Genomic DNA, 18,137 nt, shown 5'->3' with positions numbered 1-18,137 from the left:
ATCCTTGCTTAGATAGCTTATTTCTATTCACTCTTAAACGACAAAAGCCGTAACATTTCTGCTACGGCTTTCTAAATATGGTCGGTGAAGAGCCATATTCTAACTTCAGGCGAACCCCACTCGGGTTCCAATCCTTGCTTAGATAGCTTATTTCTATTCACTCTTAAACGACAAAAGCCGTAACATTTCTGCTACGGCTTTCTAAATGTGGTCGGTGAAGAGGGATTCGAACCCCCGACCCTCTGGTCCCAAACCAGATGCGCTACCAAGCTGCGCTATTCACCGAGTTGTTTCTTCAGGCTTATGCCCGTCAACGGATGCGTATATTACGGATTCTCAGCACATACGCAAGCCATTTTAGCTAACTTTTTGAAAAATTAAGTTCGTTTGACTAAAACATCATCGACGGGCGACAAAGTGTGAGCAAAAACACATCAAGACAAACAAAATAGCAACCTAATAACAACAATTGATCCAGATCAGTGTTGCATATTTAACCAAGGTTTACCTTAAGCCCTGTCATCTCATTTTGTAGTCAACGGAGGAACTATGGACTTTTGGCTTGATCTCCTATTTGGTAATGCGGTAGGACTATCTTCAATGATTGTTATCTTTGGAGCCTTAGGTTTAATGCTATTCTATGGCGGTTTCATCGTCTACAAAGTGATGAACGACAAATCTCCTCACTAGAATCGCTTAGCCCTATTTCTCGGAATAGATAATTCGCTATGCACCGAAGTAGATACATTGTCTGCTTCGGTTTTTTATTTCCTCGCTACAAAATTTTGCCCTCTCCCTTCGTCTGTTGAGTATAATACTGTTATTAATTTCCCATGCTGAGATCTCGTGATGTCTCAAGACGATGAATTCGGTTTGTTTCAACAAATGATGGGGGATGTAAAACCTCTCAAGCAAGATACAACCGAACATAAAAAACACCATCAAGTAACCGATGCTCAACTCGCCAAACGCGAAGCCGCAATTTGGCTGACTGAAGATGATCCTGAATATCTGTCTATTGACCACGCGGAAATGATCAAGCCAGACGACGTCATCGAGTTTAAACGTGATGGTGTCCAAGATGGCGTGTATAAAAAGCTGCGTCTAGCCAAATACCCTATTCAAGCTAGATTAGACTTGCATAAAAGAACACTAGAACAAGCTCGAGATGAAGTGGTTAAGTTCCTAAAACAATGTATGCGTATGGATATCCGTACCGTTGTCATTGTTCACGGCAAAGGGGAACGTTCAAATCCACCAGCTCTAATGAAGAGTTTCGTTGCTCAGTGGCTAAAGCAAATCAAAGAAGTTCAGTGTGTTCATAGTGCCCAACGCTTTCATGGCGGGACTGGCGCAGTTTATGTGCTCCTCAGGAAAAGCGCTGAGAAAAAAATAGAAACTCGTGAACGGCATCAAAAACGTCTGGGTTAACTTGTCGCTCGGTGCTAGAATGCGCGACCTCTCTGTGTTGATATTTTGGTCAGCACATTTTATTAACCGCCGTTGTGAAACGTTAGGAGAACAACATGACACAAGATACTGGCAAACGCCTGAATAAATTCATCAGTGAGACTGGATTCTGTTCACGAAGAGAAGCAGACCGACTGATTGAGCAGGGCCGCGTAACAATTAATGGCCTCGTACCTGAGATGGGAACTAAGGTTCAATCAGGTGACGACGTTCGTGTTGATGACAAACCGATTTCAGCCACAGTCGACAAACCGATTTATATCGCTCTGAATAAGCCAACGGGTATTACTTGCACCACCGAACGCGATATACCAGGCAACATTGTCGACTTTGTCGGCCATAAAAAACGTATTTTCCCAATTGGTCGTCTCGACAAGCCTTCTGACGGTCTTATCTTCCTGACCAATGATGGTGACATCGTTAACAAGATCCTCCGTGCTGGTAACAACCACGAGAAGGAGTATGTTGTTCGTGTCGATAAGCCCATCAGTGATGACTTCATTAACAAGATGTCTTCCGGCGTCAACATTCTTGATACCGTAACCTTACCTTGTAAAGTTGTAAGAGAGACTAAATACTCATTCCGTATCGTGTTAACTCAGGGTCTCAACCGTCAAATACGTCGTATGTGTGAAGCACTTGGCTACGAAGTCTTTAAACTTCGCCGCGTCCGCATCATGAACATTTCGCTTGATGGTATTCCAAATGGACAATGGCGCTACCTAACCGACGCAGAAGTCTCTGAAATTCTTGCTATGTGTGAAGATTCAAGTGGCACAGAAGAAGCATCTAAGATGGACGCGAAAGGTAAACGCATTCGTCGAGCAACTGACGCGAAACTATTTGACAGCCGTGAAGAGAACCAAGAATCGAAAGCACGTCGCAACCAAAAGCAACGTACCTTTAAAGGTCGCAACGCCGAAGAGTTCCGCCATGCTCCAAACTCTAAGAAAGGTCGCAATAGTGACCAACAAGCAGAATCGAAAGGCAAGCCTGCTAAAAAGACTTTCTACAAACCTACTTCAGAAAAAGCGCAGCGCCCAGCTAAGTCACAAGGCGGCACGTTGAGTTTGAAGAAGTAAGACTTGAGACGATTAGCTAACGAGTAGAATTGCTCACGCAGACACGCTCGTTATCCATAAGGCTCTGCCCTGAATTCTCTAGATTACGACAAAAAAAGAGAGCCTTATGGCTCTCTTTCGCAATCATTACAATCTTCGTTTATTGTGTACCGAAGATCTTGTCACCCGCATCACCAAGACCTGGGACGATGTAGCCTTTGTCGTTTAGCTTCTCATCGATTGCCGCAGTGTATAGCTCTACGTCTGGGTGTGCTTTTTCTAGCGCTTCGATACCTTCAGGAGCAGCGACAAGAACAAGAACCTTGATAGCTTTACAACCTTTCTCTTTTAGTAGGTCAATAGTTGCGATCATAGAACCACCAGTTGCTAGCATTGGGTCAACAACAAGAGCGATACGCTCATCCATGTTGGACGCTAGCTTGTTAAAGTACGGTACTGGCTCTAGCGTCTCTTCATCACGGTAGATACCAACAACACTGATACGTGCACTTGGCATATGCTCAAGAACGCCATCCATCATGCCTAGACCTGCACGTAGGATTGGCACTACTGTTACTTTTTTACCTTTGATTTGGTCCACTTCAACTGGACCGTTCCAACCTTCAATGGTTACTTTTTCCGTTTCAAAATCCGCTGTCGCTTCATAAGTTAATAGGCTGCCAACTTCTGTCGCTAGCTCACGAAAGCGCTTAGTGCTGATATCACCTTCTCTCATTAGACCAAGTTTGTGCTTCACAAGAGGGTGTTTTACTTCAACAACTTTCATTTCCATCTCCGGATATCAGGTAAAATTTAAACAAACCTCAGGATTATAAACGATTTCGTTCTCAATTTCTTGTCATAGCGCAAAAGAAAAAACTTGCGCAAACGTTTGCTATATAGGTTTATCCACTGTTAGAATAGCGCCGTTTTCATATCCAACTTAAAACCGAGGACTTCCCTGTGAGTGCTGATAACACATCTCTTAGCTATAAAGACGCTGGCGTAGATATCGATGCAGGCAACGCGCTTGTTGACCGTATTAAAGGTGCTGTAAAACGTACACGTCGCCCAGAAGTAATGGGTGGAATTGGTGGTTTTGGCGCATTGTGTGAACTACCAACTAAATATAAGCAACCAGTTCTAGTATCTGGTACAGATGGTGTGGGTACAAAACTGCGCCTTGCTTTGGATATGAAAAAGCATGACACAATCGGCATCGACCTTGTTGCTATGTGTGTGAACGACCTTATCGTTCAAGGTGCTGAGCCACTATTTTTCCTAGACTACTATGCAACAGGTAAGCTTGACGTCGACACTGCGGCTGACGTTGTCTCAGGTATTGCAGATGGCTGTGTTCAAGCGGGCTGTGCTCTTATTGGTGGCGAAACCGCTGAAATGCCAGGCATGTACGAAGGTGAAGACTACGACGTTGCAGGTTTCTGTGTTGGCGTTGTAGAAAAAGAAGACGTCATTGATGGCACTAAAGTCGCCGCTGGTGATGCCCTTATTGCCGTTGGTTCAAGTGGCCCTCACTCAAACGGTTACTCACTAATCCGTAAGATCCTTGAAGTATCTGGCGCAGACAAAAATGAAGAGCTAGCTGGACGCACAATCGGTGAACACCTATTAGAGCCGACCAAGATTTACATCAAATCAGCACTAAAAATGATTGAGAAACACGACATCCATGCGATTTCTCACATTACAGGTGGTGGTTTCTGGGAAAACATTCCTCGCGTACTACCAGAAGGTACTAAAGCCGTTGTTGATGGTAGCAGTTGGGAATGGCCTGTTATTTTTAAATGGCTACAAGAAAAAGGCAACGTAACCACTCACGAAATGTACCGCACATTTAACTGTGGCGTGGGCCTTATTGTTGCTCTACCTCAAGATCAAGCAAGCGCAGCTGTTGAACTGCTAAAAGCTGAAGGCGAAAACGCTTGGATCATAGGTGAGATTGCCAACGCAGCATCAGGCGAAGAGCAAGTAGAAATTAACTAGTATTCAAGTAGAGTTCAATCAAGTATGAAAAGTATCGTTGTTTTAGTATCAGGAAACGGTTCGAACTTACAAGCAATCATTGACGCTTGTAATACCAGTATTACTGGTGGCCGTGTCACAGCCGTGTTTTCAAACAAGGCCGATGCGTACGCGTTAGAACGTGCGAAAATGGCTGAGGCTGGGGCTCATTTTCTTGATCCAAAAAGCTTCGATACCCGTGATGCTTTCGATCATGAGTTAATGAAGCAAATCGATGAGTACAAACCTGATGTCATCGTACTTGCTGGCTACATGCGAATCCTCAGTGGCGAGTTTGTTCGCCACTACATGGGTCGAATGATCAACATCCACCCTTCACTACTGCCTAAATACCCTGGGTTGAACACTTACCAACGTGCTATTCACGCGGGTGATGAAGAACATGGGACTAGTGTTCATTTTGTCACAGAACAGCTGGATGGCGGTCCTGTGATTCTGCAAGCGAAAGTACCCATCTTCGATGAAGATACCGTAGACACATTGACTGAGCGCGTTCAAACACAAGAACACCGAATCTACCCTATGGTCGTAAAGTGGTTAGTCGAAGAGCGCTTGGTCATGAAAGATGGTAAAGAAGCTTACCTAGACGGCAATCTACTTAGCATTCACGGCTACGCAGAAGAGTAATCCGCCTAACATTACAACAAAACAACCACTTAGCATGACCTAAAATAGACAATTAAAATTTCAAGCACGTCCAGAAAGACCAAGAAACACGAATTCGCAATCTAGAAGGCCCAGTTCGATTAACTGGGCCTTTGTTTTTCTAACTAACTAACGGTTGTCTTTTAACTAGCGAAAATAGGCTTTTTAATATCATGGAGTAATAAACAAACCAAGTAACCCATAAAGCTATGTTTTCACGCCCTGTCATAGTAATACTATGCATGTCATTAACCGTGTATAGCGCAAATACGATGGTATTAATCACAATGACTAGCGCAAAAATATAAGGCACATTTTTCTTGTATGCACTGAGGTATAAGCCTAGAAGAATAGTTACATCACTCCCCACTGAATAAACGTTTGTTAGTATAAATTGCTCACTCAGCAAAGCCCCGTCAGTTAATGTTAAAAGCGCTACGCGACTAAAAATCATCAGCGTTATAACAATATAAAAAATAACCTTGTTACCCATAGTTACCACCAATAGGCTGGAGAAAGCATATCTGGATTGCGAGGCAAGCGTTTTAGCCCGTCTATTGATTGTAAATAGTCACGCTTGAATTGCATTCTTCTAATACCGTAAGGAGCCAGCTTATGAAGTGCATCAACCGCATCCTGAATTTGTTTATCGTTATATTTTGCGCCAGCGTCAATGGCATTTAACACTAACGGGACCACAGTTCGATACACTCGCTCCGAGTCAACCTTCCCCGTTACCTCACCATAAATCGCCGCTAAAGCACTATATAAAAGCCTAAATTCTGCGACTGCCATAATTTCACCCTGTATCATACTTGCAACAGCAGCGTACAAAACAAAAGTTCATTATGTAAAACATCAATACATTACGATGTGAATATCATCCAGAAACAAAAAGGCGAGCCAAGTGCTCGTCTTTTTTATTCTCGCGCCTAATATTAATCTTCCATTCATCTTGCCCCTGTTATGGTGCTAACAACCAATGGAGGCACGCGATGGATCTGAAAAGTTTACTCAATCAAGCACTTAACTCCGACCTTGTTAAACAAGGCCAACAACACATCAAACAACAATCCAGCTCAGGAACTTTAAAATCACTGGGAGCTGGCGCCGTCGGAGGCGGTTTGGTTTCCCTTCTGATGGGTTCAAAGAAGAGCAAAAAACTCGGCAAAAATGCACTTAAAATTGGCAGTGTCGCTGCGTTAGGCGCTTTGGCGTACAAGGTGTATAACGACTATCAGGATAAAAACGCCTCGATATCAAACCACAATACTCAGCAAGATACCTTCAACGCTGAAGATAACATCCACAGCGAACTGATCTTAACGGCGATGATTGCAGCAGCGAAAGCCGATGGTCATGTGGATCAGCAAGAAATGGAACGAATTGAACTGACACTAAAACAAGCAGGCGCAGATCTTCAACTGCAAAGTTTTCTTCATTCAGAGCTGAATAAGCCACTCGTTCCGACTGAAATTGCGCGTTTAGCGCGCTCACCTCAGCAAGCATCTGAAATATATCTCGCTTCGCTGATCGTGATTGATGAACAAAACTTTATGGAGAAGGCCTATCTCCAAGAACTCGCTAAACAACTCAACTTGTCACCAGAAGTAACCTTTCAGTTAGAACAACAGTTAAACAGGGCATAACATTGAACAGATATTCAACAGCCAAAGGTAACCCTTGAGCTAGGACAAGCACCTGCTTTGAGTTTCTTTGAGCGACTGTGTATATTTGACAGCAGTGACTATTTATTGGAGTGAAGGCCATGCAAGTATACGGCTGTTGTGATCTAATTCGTGAACTTTATGCCCAGATTGGTAGTGGAGATCAAGCTTATGTCCCACAAGCTATCTCATGTGCAGTTAGAGCGTTAAATGATATCGCTGCTGATGAGTCCTTACCAAAGGATACTCGAGAAAAAGCAGCATTTGCTGCGGCAAACTTACTTATTTCAGATTTCGAGGATAAGTAATGAACTTAGCGAACTTTGAGTCAATGGACCCAATTATGCTGATGAGTATCATCAACATGAAGCTGCGTGACGATTTTGCTGGCGACTTAGATAAACTCGTCGCGTTTTTCGATATTGATAGAGTCGCGTTAGAAGCGAAGTTATCAACCGCTGGCTTTGACTTTTTGCCAGAAGCAGGTCAGTTTCGGTAAACGCGCTAGATTCAGAGATAAAAAAAACCGCCGTTTGGCGGTTTTTTTTTATCTGTAGAAGCAATCTTTACTCTTCGTCAGCATCAGCTGCGCGTTGAGCTAAACGGCGTGCTTTTCTTTCTTCAGCTTCACGAGCTAGGCGTGCTTCACGCTCTAAACGCTCTTGACGTTGAACCGCTTTACGTTCGTTGCGCTCTGCTTGGTTTTTAACGAAACCAGCAAGTTCTTTCTCTGCCCACGCTTGAGCAAGTTCTTGACTTTCAAAAGCCATTTCACGCTTAGAAACGACAGTTTTACGAGAAGTCACTTGGCGAGTGATTTCAGCAGTCCAACCGTTACGTTTTTCAGAAGTGCGAATAGCAAATTTTGGATTTTTAGACATTTAATTCATTTCCTAAGGGATTAATCAGGGATTCGGTCAACTTGATAACTCCATCTAAGCTGAGCTGTTTAACACCATCCCTTGGTAAGCGCGGTATTAGAGCACAAAAGTCCGCATAACGCTGCAAGTTTTTTACGAGCGAGCTGGAGAGCTCGAGCCAAAAAAAGCGCTGGTCTCTCAACCAGCGCTTTTCTATTTGGATCAGGCTCACCTTTGGTGATTAGCCCACATTCTTACGTGCGTTTTGGAACATACGCATCCAAGCACCGTTTTCACCCCAACCTTCAGGAGCCCAAGAGTTTGCCACTGTACGGAACACACGCTCTGGGTGAGGCATCATAATAGTCACACGACCATCCGTCGTTGTCAGGCCTGTAATCGCATTAGGAGAACCATTCGGGTTGTTCGGGTATTGCTGAGTTGGATTGCCATGGTTATCCACGTAACGCACAGCGACAGTACCAGACGCTTCAATCGCTGCTAGATGCTCCGCTCCACGAACTTCAACACGCCCTTCACCGTGAGATACAGCGATTGGCAGACGCGAGCCCGCCATACCATCGAAGAACACAGAATCTGACTTCTGAACTTCGACTAAACTAAAGCGCGCTTCAAAACGCTCAGATTCATTGCGTACGAATCTTGGCCAAAGTTCTGCACCAGGGATCAACTCTTTCAGGTTAGACAGCATTTGACAGCCATTACATACCCCCAACGAGAAGGTATCTTCACGGTTGAAGAAACCTTCAAACTGATTGCGCGCTTGTTCATTGAACAAGATAGACTTCGCCCAGCCTTCCCCTGCACCCAATACGTCACCGTAAGAGAAACCACCACAAGCAACCAGACCTTGGTATTGGTCCAGAACAACCTGACCAGTCAGGATATCGCTCATGTGGATATCGGTCGCTTCAAAACCTGCACGGTCAAATGCAGCCGCCATTTCAACATGAGAGTTAACGCCCTGCTCGCGCAGAATAGCCATTTTCGGCTTGGCGCCTGTCGCGATGTACGGAGCTGCAATATCTTCTTTAACATCGAAGCTCAATTTAACGTTGAGACCTGGGTCTGAGTTATCTTTCTTCGCTTCAAACTCTTGATCCGCACACACTGGATTATCACGCAGAGCCTGCATCTTATGGGTAGTTTCCGCCCAGATAGTACGCAGTTCAGTACGATTACGCTCAAGAACGACTGAATCACCAGACTTAATAACAAGCTCATCAGAAGCATCGACTGAACCGATCACATGTGAACAAGTTTCTAGACCATTTGCTGCCAAGGTTGAAAGCACTGTGTCTAGGTCAGAATTTTTCACCTGAATCACGGCACCAAGTTCTTCGTTGAACAGAGCCGCAAGAGTATCGTCACCCAAGGCAGCGATGTCAGCATTGATACCACAGTGACCTGCGAACGCCATTTCGGCCAAAGTAACGAACAGACCACCGTCGCCTTTATCGTGGTAAGCCACAACTTGATCATTTGCGACAAGAGCCTGAATACCCTCGTAAAAACCTTTAAGTTGTGCTGCATTGTCTACATCAGCAGGTTTGTCACCAAGCTGCTTGTACACCTGTGCAAGCGCTGTTGCGCCGAGACGATTCTTACCATTACCCAAGTCGATAAGTACCAGGCTAGTGTCGCCTTTGTCAGTGCGAAGCTGAGGTGTAATCGTCTTACGAATATCCTCAACACGCGCGAATGCAGTGATAATTAGAGACAGTGGAGACGTCACTTCTTTCTGTTCACCGTTCTCTTCCCACTTGGTTTTCATTGACATCGAATCTTTACCAACTGGGATAGTCAGTCCAAGCGCCGGACATAACTCTTCACCAACAGCCTTCACCGCTTCGTAAAGACCCGCGTCTTCACCTGGGTGGCCTGCTGGAGACATCCAGTTTGCAGACAATTTAATATGTTTGATGTCACCAATGTTGGTCGCAGCGATGTTCGTGATTGCTTCGCCCACCGCAAGACGAGCTGATGCACCAAAATCTAGTAGAGCAACGGGAGTGCGCTCACCCATTGACATTGCTTCACCGTGGTAAGTGTCGTAGCTTGCTGCCGTTACTGCGCAGTTTGCAACTGGAACTTGCCATGGACCAACCATTTGGTCACGAGCGACCAGACCTGTTACGGTGCGGTCACCAATCGTGATAAGGAACGTTTTTTCAGCCACTGTTGGTAAGCGTAGAACGCGCTCTACCGCATCATTTAGTTCAATACCTTGACGATCAATCGCTGGGTTGTTCACCTTCAGCGTTTTCGCGTCACGGTGCATCTTCGGCGTTTTACCTAGAAGAACATCCATTGGCATATCGATTGGTGTGTTGTCGAAGTGTGAATCTTCTAGCTTCAATTCACGTTCTTCTGTCGCGATACCGACAACAGCATATGGTGCGCGCTCACGCTTACAGATAGCATCAAATGCTGCCATATTTTCTGGTGCAACCGCTAATACATAACGCTCTTGCGATTCATTACACCAAATCTCTAGTGGGCTCATACCCGGTTCATCATTTGGTACGTCACGTAGCTGGAAGATACCACCACGTTCACCGTCATCAACAAGCTCTGGAAGTGCGTTTGAGATACCGCCAGCACCAACATCATGAATAAAGGCGATTGGGTTTGCTTCACCTAGCTGCCAACAACGGTCGATCACTTCCTGACAACGACGCTCCATTTCTGGGTTTTCACGTTGAACTGATGCGAAGTCGAGATCTTCGGCTGATTGACCAGATGCCATTGAAGACGCAGCACCACCACCAAGGCCGATATTCATTGCAGGGCCACCAAGCACAATTAGGCTTGCTCCTACTGGGATTTCTTTCTTCTGTACATGCTCTTCACGGATGTTACCCATACCACCAGCAATCATAATTGGCTTGTGGTATCCACGGATCTCTTCACCTGCGTGAGAATTAACTTTCTCTTCGTAAGTACGGAAGTAACCAAGTAGGTTTGGACGACCAAATTCGTTGTTGAACGCCGCACCACCTAGAGGACCTTCTAGCATGATATCTAGAGCGTTAACGATACGACCAGGCTTGCCAAAATCGGTTTCCCAAGGCTGCTCAAAGTTTGGAATACGTAGGTTAGAAGTCGTAAAACCAACTAGACCTGCTTTTGGTTTACCACCGATACCGGTTGCGCCTTCATCACGGATTTCACCACCGGAGCCCGTAGATGCCCCAGGCCAAGGAGAGATAGCCGTTGGGTGGTTATGTGTTTCCACCTTCATGAGAATGTGTGCTTTCTCATGGTTGTAGCCATATTGACGTGTTTCTGGATTAGGGAAGAAACGACCAACATCAGAACCCACCATAACCGCTGCATTATCTTTGTAAGCCGACAGCACGTTATCTGGTGTCACTTGATAAGTATTTTTGATCATTTTAAACAAAGACTTCTCTTGCTTGACGCCGTCGATTGTCCAGTCTGCATTAAAGATCTTATGGCGACAGTGCTCTGAGTTTGCTTGTGCAAACATCATCAGTTCGATGTCAGTTGGGTTGCGTTCAAGTTTGTTGACGAACGCATCGTAGAGATATTCAATTTCGTCATCAGCCAAAGCTAGGCCTAGGGTAACGTTTGCTTTTTCAAGCGCATCACGACCACCTGCAATTAGGTCAACATCCGCGACTGGCGCAGGCTCAGCAACTTGGAACAAAGCTTGTGCAGAATCGAAATCAGTGAAAATGACTTCCATCATGCGATCATGAAGGATAGCTTTTAGCTCAACCAGTTGAAGTTCTGTAAGTTCGGTTGAGGATTCGATGTAGTAAGCCGTACCGCGCTCAAGGCGAACCACTTTGTCCAGACCACAGTTATTGGCGATATCCGTCGACTTTGACGACCAAGGAGAGATCGTTCCTGGGCGAGGAGTCACAAGCAGAAGCAAACCTTGTGGTTCATGCTCTTCAATTGTAGGACCGTAAGTCAGTAGTTTTTCAAGTTTCTCAACTTCAGACTCATCAAGATCAGCTGATAGTGCTGTAAAGTGAGCGAACTCTGCGTAGATGCCAGTTACTGGCAGACTTAGTTCACGACAAAGCTCTAGAAGCTTGTTAACACGAAATTCAGATAGAGCTGGGGAGCCACGAAAAATTCTCATGTGCTTAGGTCTCTTATGCAATTGGTTAAGGTCTATTGACCTGAGGTGATATTGGAATAAATTCAGTAAGTTAGGACATATCACTTCGAACTTATGCCGATTGCACCTCTCTGTTGCGAGCGCATTATATAGTAATTATTTTTGTGATGTAACACCAAAAGCAACCGTTTGCGTCATTTTTTTTGTCAAATTTGAGATACACCAAAATTCCTCATTACCAGAACAGTTATCCCGAAGCCTGACTGATTATCTTGCCTTGTCATGACACTTTGATATAAATGCCCTACTAGATGTATGAGAATGTCGTTAATGAAAAAGCATTATCTAAACCAACTTAAGTCTGTGTGCGCGTTGCTATTCAGCGCCTTGGTGCTTTCTGGTTGCCAAATAGAATCCGAACCAAAGAGTGAGTTGGACTTAATTAAAGAACGTGGTGTATTGCGTGTTGGCACACTCAACAATCAACTTTCTTACTTTATCGGACCAGATGGTCCTGCTGGACTGGATTACGAACTTGCTCGTGAGTTTGCCAATGAACTCGGCGTCCAGCTTGAAATGAAACCGGCATACAGAATATCAAGCCTATACCCGGCACTGAAAAATGGTGAAATTGATATAATAGCAGCGGGCTTGAGCCAATCTCCAGAACGCCTAAAACTCTTCCGCCCAGGGCCTGCCTACTACTACGTGAGTCAACAGCTTGTATACAAGAAAGGAAACTGGCGTCCAAGAAACCTTGAGCAGTTGCTTGAGAAGCAGGCTGAGCTTATTGAAGCCAATAGTGGTGAAGATGTACTGAGAATTGTCAGCGACTCTCATTTTAACCGCACACTAGCAACAATTCAGGCCGAACAGCCACAATTATCTTATGATATTGACCCAAATGCCGACGTAAATGATCTGCTTAAGCAGGTTTCCTCTGGAGAGCTGCGCTTTACTGTCGCGGACTCGGTAGAAATTTCGCTCTCACAACGAATCTACCCAGATATTGCCCTCGCCTTTGAACTGACAGAAGACCAACCCATCTCTTGGTTCTTGCGTCGTTCACAAGATGAGAGCTTATACGGCTTGGTCATAGAGTTCTTTGGGGCGGTTAATCAGTCTGGTCATCTCGCATCGCTTGAAGAGAAATACATTGGTCACATTGGCAGTTTTGACTATGTTGATACACGTGCTTTCATTCGTGCGCTAGACTCCAAACTACCGAAGTGGTCTCCACTATTTAAAAAGTATTCGGATGAGTTTGACTGGAGACTTGTAGCAGCTCTGGCTTATCAAGAGTCACACTGGAACCCTAAAGCTAAATCGCCAACGGGTGTACGTGGCATGATGATGTTGACTCTCCCTACGGCAAAAAGTGTGGGGGTGAACAATCGTCTCGACCCAGAGCAGTCCGTTCGTGGGGGCGTTGAGTACTTGCGCAGAATGGTGGCTCGAATTCCAGACTCGATCGATGAACATGAAAAAATTTGGTTTGCGCTGGCTTCCTATAACGTGGGTTATGGTCACATGATGGATGCACGTAGACTGACCAAGACGCAAGGTGGAAACCCAGATGCTTGGTCTGACGTAAAAGATCGACTGCCACTGCTGCGTCAGAAGAAATACTACAGCCAAACTCGCTACGGTTTTGCTCGTGGAGATGAAGCTCGCCGCTATGTTGAGAATATTCGCCGCTACTACCAGAGTATTATTGGACACGTCGAACAGCAGACGGTTGAAAATGGCGACATCAGCATTGATGATCTCGCGGTTATCCAACTGCCTGAAATGGAAGAGTCTGAAGAAAGCCTAAGCGCTGAAGATGAGTTAGAAACACTGGAATCTGAAGCCCTCGTCGAGCCATCAACTAATCAGTAGACACCCCATGTTTGAGTGCGCAGTTTTGGTTAAATTCTGCGCACTTAATCATTATTTACTCACTCAGAGATAATATCGTGTTCAAGATCACTTGCGAAGTTTCTTGGAATTGTAACAATTGCGAGGTATAAGACGTTTATCGTCACATAATCAATTGCTTCTCTGCACTTGAGATTTTGATTAAACATTAACCAAAACAGGAGGTTGTTTTATGCTTAGACGTAAAATGCAGTCAAAACGCCTTAACAAGACCGTTGCTGCAAATCGCCGTAAGCGCATGCTGAGTAACAACAAGAAAAAGGTGATCGCACGTCACCGCGCCTTTATGCAATTAATTATTGCCGCATAACCCCGCATAGCAAACATCTTAACCACAAGATGTTTGCTTATGACCCGCTTTCCTTCAGTCTTTTTTGTCTCTGCTTGTTTCGTCCATTTGCTCTAAGCGTATTGCCTGACGTTGCTGTTTCTTCTCTTTGCGTCGACGTTTAAAGAACGCTTGTAACTGAGACCGGCACTCCTCTTCAAGCAACCCTTGTTCAACATCTGCATAATGGTAAGCGGCTTGATGCTCAAACAAGTTGAGAACCGTTCCTGCCGCACCGGCCTTAAGATCAGGTGCACCAAAAACGATTCGCTTGACGCGACTATGTAATAACGCTCCCGCACACATAGGACATGGCTCTAACGTTACATACAGTGTGGTATCGAGTAGTCGATAGTTCTGCAACACATGGCCCGCCTTACGAATAGTCTGCATCTCAGCGTGCGCGGTAGCATCATGCTGGCCAATAGACTCATTCCAGCCTTCCGCAATAACTTTACCCTCTTTGACTAAGACCGCACCAACAGGCACTTCTCCCTTTGCTTCGGCAAGCTCAGCAAGCTCGATAGCGCGGCGCATAAACAGTTCATCTTGAGGGGTAAATTGAGAATCTGACACAGAGAACTCCAAAATTTAGCATAGCGGCTGTGGGCTGGTGATTTTACTCAAAGAGTGAGTGTTCTGAAAGGAGAACTCTCTATTTGTCTGGTTTATCGCCGAAACGAAAAAGCGCCGGTCTTTCAACCAGCGCTTTATTAAATGTTACTAAACAATCTCAGCGTTCTTACATGCTGTAAGTGTATGGAGCTTGGATACCTAGAGGGATACCTAGCATCCAGTAAACAACTAGGAAGATTGACCAACCGATCAGCATTGCAATCGAGAATGGCATCATTAGAGATGCAAGTGTACCGATCCCTGTCGACTTCACGTAACGTTGACAGTAAACCACGACTAGCGGGAAGAATACCATCAGAGGTGAAATGATGTTAGACACCGAGTCACCAACACGGTAAGCCGCTTGAGATAGCTCAGGAGAGATACCGACAGCCATTAGCATTGGAACTAGGATTGGACCAATCAGAGCCCACTTCGCTGACGCAGAACCAATAAGTAGGTTTACAGATGCAGTCAGTAGAATCATACCAATGATTGTTGCTTCACCCGGTAGGTTCATGGCTTTTAGGCCTTGAGCACCGTAAAGCGCTAGCATAGTACCGATGTTTGACTGAGCGAACGCCGATAGGAACTGTGCACAGAAGAACGACATGACAATGTACGCACCCATTGTAGACATAGTGTCAGCCATCGCTTTAATGATGTCGTTACTTGTCTTGAACGTACCTGAAATACGGCCATATACGTAGCCTGGGATGATAAACAGAATAAAGATCAGCGGAACAATCGATTTCATCAGCGGTGCAGAGAACGCCGTAATCTCACCAGCTGGAGAACGTAGTGCTGAATTCTCAGGAATGATCGCAGCGATAAGTAGCGCGATGCCCGCCATCATAGCCCAACCAGCGTAACGGAACGCTTTTGATTCTAGCTCTGAGAAAGAACCAAGATCTGGTGCTTTTTCAGCATCTTCGTCGATAGGTGTATTTGCTAGACGAGGTTCGATGATTTTCTCTGTCACGTACCAACCGATAGCAACAATGATCACTGAAGATAGGCCAGTAAAGAAGATGTTTGCGAGTGGGTTTACTACATATTCTGGATCGAGAACCTGAGCCGCAGTCTGTGTAAAGCCAGCAAGTAGCGGATCAATACCTGAAGGAATGAAGTTAGCTGAGAAGCCACCCGACACACCCGCAAACGCTGCCGCGATACCCGCTAGAGGGTGACGACCTGCCGCGTGGAAAATAATACCACCTAGTGGAATAACCAGAACGTAGCCCGCATCTGCCGCTGTGTGCGAAACGATCGCAACCAGAATTAGCATTGGAGTCAGCAGCTTCGCTGGAGTGAAGTTAAGCATCTTCTTAAGGCCAGTTGTAATAAAGCCAGAAGAGTCAGCAACACCAACACCTAACATCGCGACTAACACGATACCTAGTGGTGCAAAACCAGTAAAGGTTGTCACCATATTCGCGAGAAAGCTTGCTAAAGATTCGCCAGTCAAAAGGTTTTTAATTTCAAGAGCTTCACCCGAACGTGGATTGATCAGGTCAAATGTAACGTTGGAGAGCAACGCTGATGCAGCCCAAGTAATAACAAGTGCCCAGAAAAATAAAATGGCAGGATCTGGGATCTTGTTACCTGCGCGTTCGATAAAGTTTAAGAAGCGATCCATCCCACTCGGCTTCGAGGATGGTGCCTTATTTACTGCTTGGTTACTCATGGTAACTCCATATGTGATGTTGTTGCCTAAGGCTTCTTGTAATTGTTTTGTCAGCCTATGATTCGACTGTCATTCTATAAAATAGCCTTACTAAAAGCACAAGGTTCTGTGTGTTTTTCCATAATTGGAGACATATTTTGCAAAAACACCATTAACGTGCAACAAAGCCAATACAAATACCCATCACGACATGAAACAATTTTGAAACCAAAACGTAAAACATAGATCTCGCTTTTGAGTTTTGAGCGCTAATACGACATGGATATGAAACTAATACAGCATGCGTATTGTTAATCAGAAAACATCGTCTTCAGGGTAACCATTTGGGGCTGACCTAGTCGGTCATGCCATTCAACATACACTTCGACTTGTTTAAGGTTTACTGAAGATGACCACGACATACTCTGAATTTGCCACGCCAATTGGAATTTTGAGTGTGAGCTGGAATCGGTGCCGCTAGCTAATGAACTCACACCTAGAAAACCAGCGTGACGTCTTAGCCGCTCGGTTTTCTGCTCAGCGAGACTTAATGCTGTCACGCTATCCACCGCAAACTCGGCTCTCTGCTCTATGTATACCTGAAGTTGCACCAACGCCAATGAAGTCATTCCACTTAGCAACATCGTAATAAGAACTTCGATAAGGCTAAAGCCAGTTTGCCTATTCCGCATTCCAACCTCCATTTAGCCAGCGAATCACAGTGTTTTCCGCGTTAGGATGGATTATTACAGACTGTATGGTCTCATCAGTGGTTTGCTCACCATAATAAAAACGCCTGCTGATACCATAATTTCGCCTTGTAGCTCGAATAACAAAACGTTGGCTACCTAGCGGCTCAATCAATAACTCATCTAATTCCATCGCTGTCAGACAATCATTGAACAGCTCCTCTCTTTCTACAAGCGATGATAGAACTAGCACATTCGGGTGTCGCTTTATTCGGGCAAAGGCACACTCGATTCCCCCTTCAACTAACCAGTGTGTTTGACTTAATTTAATCTGATTCTGTGCCTGTTTAATGTGAAAAAATACCCCTCTAAAAAGCCCCATAGACACACCTAAAGCCGCTGTCAGTAACACGCTACTCAAAATTAATGTCACTATGCCTTTCTGCTTCACTATTCGTTCCTTACTCGCACAGTTATCTGAGAGGAGTAATTTACCTCCGGCGCTTGAGTTAGCTGACCGGCTAAGCGAACAGAAACAAGCTGACTAGCACTTGCGTGTTCACCAGTGACTTCCGTTGAGACTTCGAATTCAGAGACAGAGATAAGTTTGGGATCGAAAAGGCTATAACAGTTACCGAGTAAACCTGATTCAGCCGCTGAAGAGATACCTAAAGGTGCAGACGTATGCTTCTCGCATATTTTCAGCTGACCGACTAACGAAGTGGTTGAAACGTAATACTTAAAAAATACATTGCGAAATAGCTCTTCAGCAGAAGACGCCGCTCGATAGACATAACCAAGCTGTTGACTGTCAGGATTCACATAGATGGTTTTGGTACTACCAACAAGCCTAACCGACACTCCTCGTGCATCATTGAATCCTGCACGTTTTATATCCTGCTTAATGTGCAGCATGACACTTTCTATACTGTCGACAAGAAGTAAACGCTCACCTCTATGCTCAGTAATTTGCAGACTTGCCAAAAGAATTGAGCCGACGACACCTAACGTCATCACGCCCATCAATGACGCCACCAGTATTTCAATCATTGCCGA

General features: G+C 45.0%; 20 protein-coding genes and 1 tRNA gene. 10 read left to right on the top strand and 11 right to left on the bottom strand.

What is annotated here, in order from left to right; genetic code table 11:
- Positions 1 to 208: 208 nt before the first annotated feature.
- Positions 209 to 285, bottom strand: a tRNA-Pro gene (locus ACQEXR_RS16600).
- 264 nt (positions 286 to 549) lie between these two features.
- Here ACQEXR_RS16600 and ACQEXR_RS16595 point away from each other — a divergent pair.
- The 3 genes from ACQEXR_RS16595 (at position 550) to rluF (ending at position 2,552) form a co-directional block, all read left to right on the top strand.
- Positions 550 to 690 carry a DUF3149 domain-containing protein gene (locus ACQEXR_RS16595; RefSeq protein ID WP_011078358.1) on the top strand — a complete coding sequence of 47 codons (141 nt, stop codon included), beginning with the start codon at positions 550 to 552 and terminating at the stop codon, positions 688 to 690.
- A gap of 159 nt (positions 691 to 849) precedes the next feature.
- Entirely contained in the window at positions 850 to 1,431 is a 582-nt protein-coding gene (gene smrA / locus ACQEXR_RS16590; RefSeq protein ID WP_138971768.1) for a DNA endonuclease SmrA, read from the top strand.
- A 95-nt stretch (positions 1,432 to 1,526) separates the two neighbouring features.
- Positions 1,527 to 2,552: a 23S rRNA pseudouridine(2604) synthase RluF gene (rluF, locus tag ACQEXR_RS16585; RefSeq protein WP_331417699.1), complete on the top strand. Its 1,026-nt coding sequence runs from the start codon at positions 1,527 to 1,529 to the stop codon at positions 2,550 to 2,552.
- Positions 2,553 to 2,691: 139 nt separating this feature from the next.
- Here the strand turns inward: rluF and upp are convergent, their stop codons facing one another.
- Positions 2,692 to 3,318: a uracil phosphoribosyltransferase gene (gene upp / locus ACQEXR_RS16580; protein WP_426952372.1), complete on the bottom strand. Its 627-nt coding sequence runs from the start codon at positions 3,316 to 3,318 to the stop codon at positions 2,692 to 2,694.
- Between the two features lie 176 nt (positions 3,319 to 3,494).
- Between upp and purM the strand changes: the two genes are divergently transcribed.
- Positions 3,495 to 4,535 (top strand): phosphoribosylformylglycinamidine cyclo-ligase, encoded by a 1,041-nt coding sequence (gene purM, locus ACQEXR_RS16575; RefSeq protein ID WP_331417700.1) that lies wholly within the window; start codon positions 3,495 to 3,497, stop codon positions 4,533 to 4,535.
- A 24-nt stretch (positions 4,536 to 4,559) separates the two neighbouring features.
- A complete protein-coding gene (gene purN, locus ACQEXR_RS16570) occupies positions 4,560 to 5,201 on the top strand; it encodes a phosphoribosylglycinamide formyltransferase (protein ID WP_331417701.1) in 642 nt (213 codons plus the stop codon).
- Positions 5,202 to 5,340: 139 nt separating this feature from the next.
- Here purN and ACQEXR_RS16565 read toward each other — a convergent pair whose 3' ends face one another.
- A complete protein-coding gene (locus ACQEXR_RS16565; protein ID WP_427020762.1) occupies positions 5,341 to 5,712 on the bottom strand; it encodes a hypothetical protein in 372 nt (123 codons plus the stop codon).
- A 2-nt stretch (positions 5,713 to 5,714) separates the two neighbouring features.
- Positions 5,715 to 6,014: a hypothetical protein gene (locus ACQEXR_RS16560; protein WP_427020761.1), complete on the bottom strand. Its 300-nt coding sequence runs from the start codon at positions 6,012 to 6,014 to the stop codon at positions 5,715 to 5,717.
- A 200-nt stretch (positions 6,015 to 6,214) separates the two neighbouring features.
- Here ACQEXR_RS16560 and ACQEXR_RS16555 point away from each other — a divergent pair, with 200 nt between their 5' ends.
- From ACQEXR_RS16555 to ACQEXR_RS16545, 3 genes are all read left to right on the top strand, one after another.
- A complete protein-coding gene (locus ACQEXR_RS16555; RefSeq protein WP_426952370.1) occupies positions 6,215 to 6,868 on the top strand; it encodes a tellurite resistance TerB family protein in 654 nt (217 codons plus the stop codon).
- Positions 6,869 to 6,987: 119 nt separating this feature from the next.
- A complete protein-coding gene (locus ACQEXR_RS16550; RefSeq protein WP_138971762.1) occupies positions 6,988 to 7,194 on the top strand; it encodes a YaeP family protein in 207 nt (68 codons plus the stop codon).
- The gene (locus ACQEXR_RS16545; RefSeq protein WP_331427736.1) at positions 7,194 to 7,385 is read left to right on the top strand and encodes a DUF4250 domain-containing protein; all 192 of its coding nucleotides are present in this window, start codon (positions 7,194 to 7,196) and stop codon (positions 7,383 to 7,385) included. The genes ACQEXR_RS16550 and ACQEXR_RS16545 overlap by 1 nt, the downstream gene beginning before the upstream one ends.
- A 67-nt stretch (positions 7,386 to 7,452) precedes the next feature.
- Here ACQEXR_RS16545 and ACQEXR_RS16540 read toward each other — a convergent pair whose 3' ends face one another.
- Both ACQEXR_RS16540 and purL read right to left on the bottom strand, forming a co-directional pair.
- Complete coding sequence (locus ACQEXR_RS16540; protein WP_138971760.1) at positions 7,453 to 7,767, bottom strand: DUF3622 domain-containing protein; 315 nt, start codon at positions 7,765 to 7,767, stop codon at positions 7,453 to 7,455.
- 220 nt (positions 7,768 to 7,987) lie between these two features.
- Positions 7,988 to 11,884, bottom strand: a complete 3,897-nt coding sequence (gene purL / locus ACQEXR_RS16535; protein WP_427020760.1) for a phosphoribosylformylglycinamidine synthase — start codon at positions 11,882 to 11,884, stop codon at positions 7,988 to 7,990.
- 309 nt (positions 11,885 to 12,193) lie between these two features.
- Between purL and mltF the strand changes: the two genes are divergently transcribed.
- Positions 12,194 to 13,744: a membrane-bound lytic murein transglycosylase MltF gene (gene mltF, locus ACQEXR_RS16530; protein WP_426952364.1), complete on the top strand. Its 1,551-nt coding sequence runs from the start codon at positions 12,194 to 12,196 to the stop codon at positions 13,742 to 13,744.
- 211 nt (positions 13,745 to 13,955) lie between these two features.
- A complete protein-coding gene (locus ACQEXR_RS16525; RefSeq protein WP_171052184.1) occupies positions 13,956 to 14,093 on the top strand; it encodes a hypothetical protein in 138 nt (45 codons plus the stop codon).
- A gap of 54 nt (positions 14,094 to 14,147) precedes the next feature.
- On the opposite strand, the gene tadA is transcribed toward ACQEXR_RS16525, so the two are convergent.
- The 5 genes from tadA to ACQEXR_RS16500 form a co-directional block, all read right to left on the bottom strand.
- Positions 14,148 to 14,687, bottom strand: a complete 540-nt coding sequence (gene tadA / locus ACQEXR_RS16520) for a tRNA adenosine(34) deaminase TadA (RefSeq protein ID WP_427020759.1) — start codon at positions 14,685 to 14,687, stop codon at positions 14,148 to 14,150.
- Positions 14,688 to 14,853: 166 nt separating this feature from the next.
- Entirely contained in the window at positions 14,854 to 16,413 is a 1,560-nt protein-coding gene (locus ACQEXR_RS16515; RefSeq protein WP_426952360.1) for an AbgT family transporter, read from the bottom strand.
- 290 nt (positions 16,414 to 16,703) lie between these two features.
- Positions 16,704 to 17,084 carry a type IV pilus modification PilV family protein gene (locus ACQEXR_RS16510; RefSeq protein ID WP_426952358.1) on the bottom strand — a complete coding sequence of 127 codons (381 nt, stop codon included), beginning with the start codon at positions 17,082 to 17,084 and terminating at the stop codon, positions 16,704 to 16,706.
- Entirely contained in the window at positions 17,074 to 17,532 is a 459-nt protein-coding gene (locus ACQEXR_RS16505) for a hypothetical protein (RefSeq protein ID WP_426952356.1), read from the bottom strand. The genes ACQEXR_RS16510 and ACQEXR_RS16505 overlap by 11 nt, the downstream gene beginning before the upstream one ends.
- A complete protein-coding gene (locus ACQEXR_RS16500; protein ID WP_427020758.1) occupies positions 17,532 to 18,131 on the bottom strand; it encodes a PilW family protein in 600 nt (199 codons plus the stop codon). Before ACQEXR_RS16500 ends, ACQEXR_RS16505 begins: the two co-directional genes overlap by 1 nt.
- Between the last annotated feature and the right edge of the window lie 6 nt (positions 18,132 to 18,137).

Source organism: Vibrio sp. TRT 2004 (genome assembly GCF_050113735.1).
GTDB lineage: Bacteria > Pseudomonadota > Gammaproteobacteria > Enterobacterales > Vibrionaceae > Vibrio.
This window is presented reverse-complemented; position numbering and strand designations above follow the sequence as displayed.

Coding starts and splice junctions, on each gene's coding strand:
- ACQEXR_RS16595 (WP_011078358.1), top strand. CDS start 550: ATGGACTTTTGGCTTGATCTCCTATTTGGTAATGCGGTAGGACTATCT.
- ACQEXR_RS16540 (WP_138971760.1), bottom strand. CDS start 7,767: ATGTCTAAAAATCCAAAATTTGCTATTCGCACTTCTGAAAAACGTAAC.
- ACQEXR_RS16545 (WP_331427736.1), top strand. CDS start 7,194: ATGAACTTAGCGAACTTTGAGTCAATGGACCCAATTATGCTGATGAGT.
- ACQEXR_RS16500 (WP_427020758.1), bottom strand. CDS start 18,131: ATGATTGAAATACTGGTGGCGTCATTGATGGGCGTGATGACGTTAGGT.
- mltF (WP_426952364.1), top strand. CDS start 12,194: ATGAAAAAGCATTATCTAAACCAACTTAAGTCTGTGTGCGCGTTGCTA.
- rluF (WP_331417699.1), top strand. CDS start 1,527: ATGACACAAGATACTGGCAAACGCCTGAATAAATTCATCAGTGAGACT.
- ACQEXR_RS16525 (WP_171052184.1), top strand. CDS start 13,956: ATGCTTAGACGTAAAATGCAGTCAAAACGCCTTAACAAGACCGTTGCT.
- ACQEXR_RS16515 (WP_426952360.1), bottom strand. CDS start 16,413: ATGAGTAACCAAGCAGTAAATAAGGCACCATCCTCGAAGCCGAGTGGG.
- ACQEXR_RS16550 (WP_138971762.1), top strand. CDS start 6,988: ATGCAAGTATACGGCTGTTGTGATCTAATTCGTGAACTTTATGCCCAG.
- upp (WP_426952372.1), bottom strand. CDS start 3,318: ATGAAAGTTGTTGAAGTAAAACACCCTCTTGTGAAGCACAAACTTGGT.
- ACQEXR_RS16565 (WP_427020762.1), bottom strand. CDS start 5,712: ATGGGTAACAAGGTTATTTTTTATATTGTTATAACGCTGATGATTTTT.
- purN (WP_331417701.1), top strand. CDS start 4,560: ATGAAAAGTATCGTTGTTTTAGTATCAGGAAACGGTTCGAACTTACAA.
- ACQEXR_RS16510 (WP_426952358.1), bottom strand. CDS start 17,084: ATGCGGAATAGGCAAACTGGCTTTAGCCTTATCGAAGTTCTTATTACG.
- ACQEXR_RS16555 (WP_426952370.1), top strand. CDS start 6,215: ATGGATCTGAAAAGTTTACTCAATCAAGCACTTAACTCCGACCTTGTT.
- ACQEXR_RS16560 (WP_427020761.1), bottom strand. CDS start 6,014: ATGGCAGTCGCAGAATTTAGGCTTTTATATAGTGCTTTAGCGGCGATT.
- purL (WP_427020760.1), bottom strand. CDS start 11,884: ATGAGAATTTTTCGTGGCTCCCCAGCTCTATCTGAATTTCGTGTTAAC.
- smrA (WP_138971768.1), top strand. CDS start 850: ATGTCTCAAGACGATGAATTCGGTTTGTTTCAACAAATGATGGGGGAT.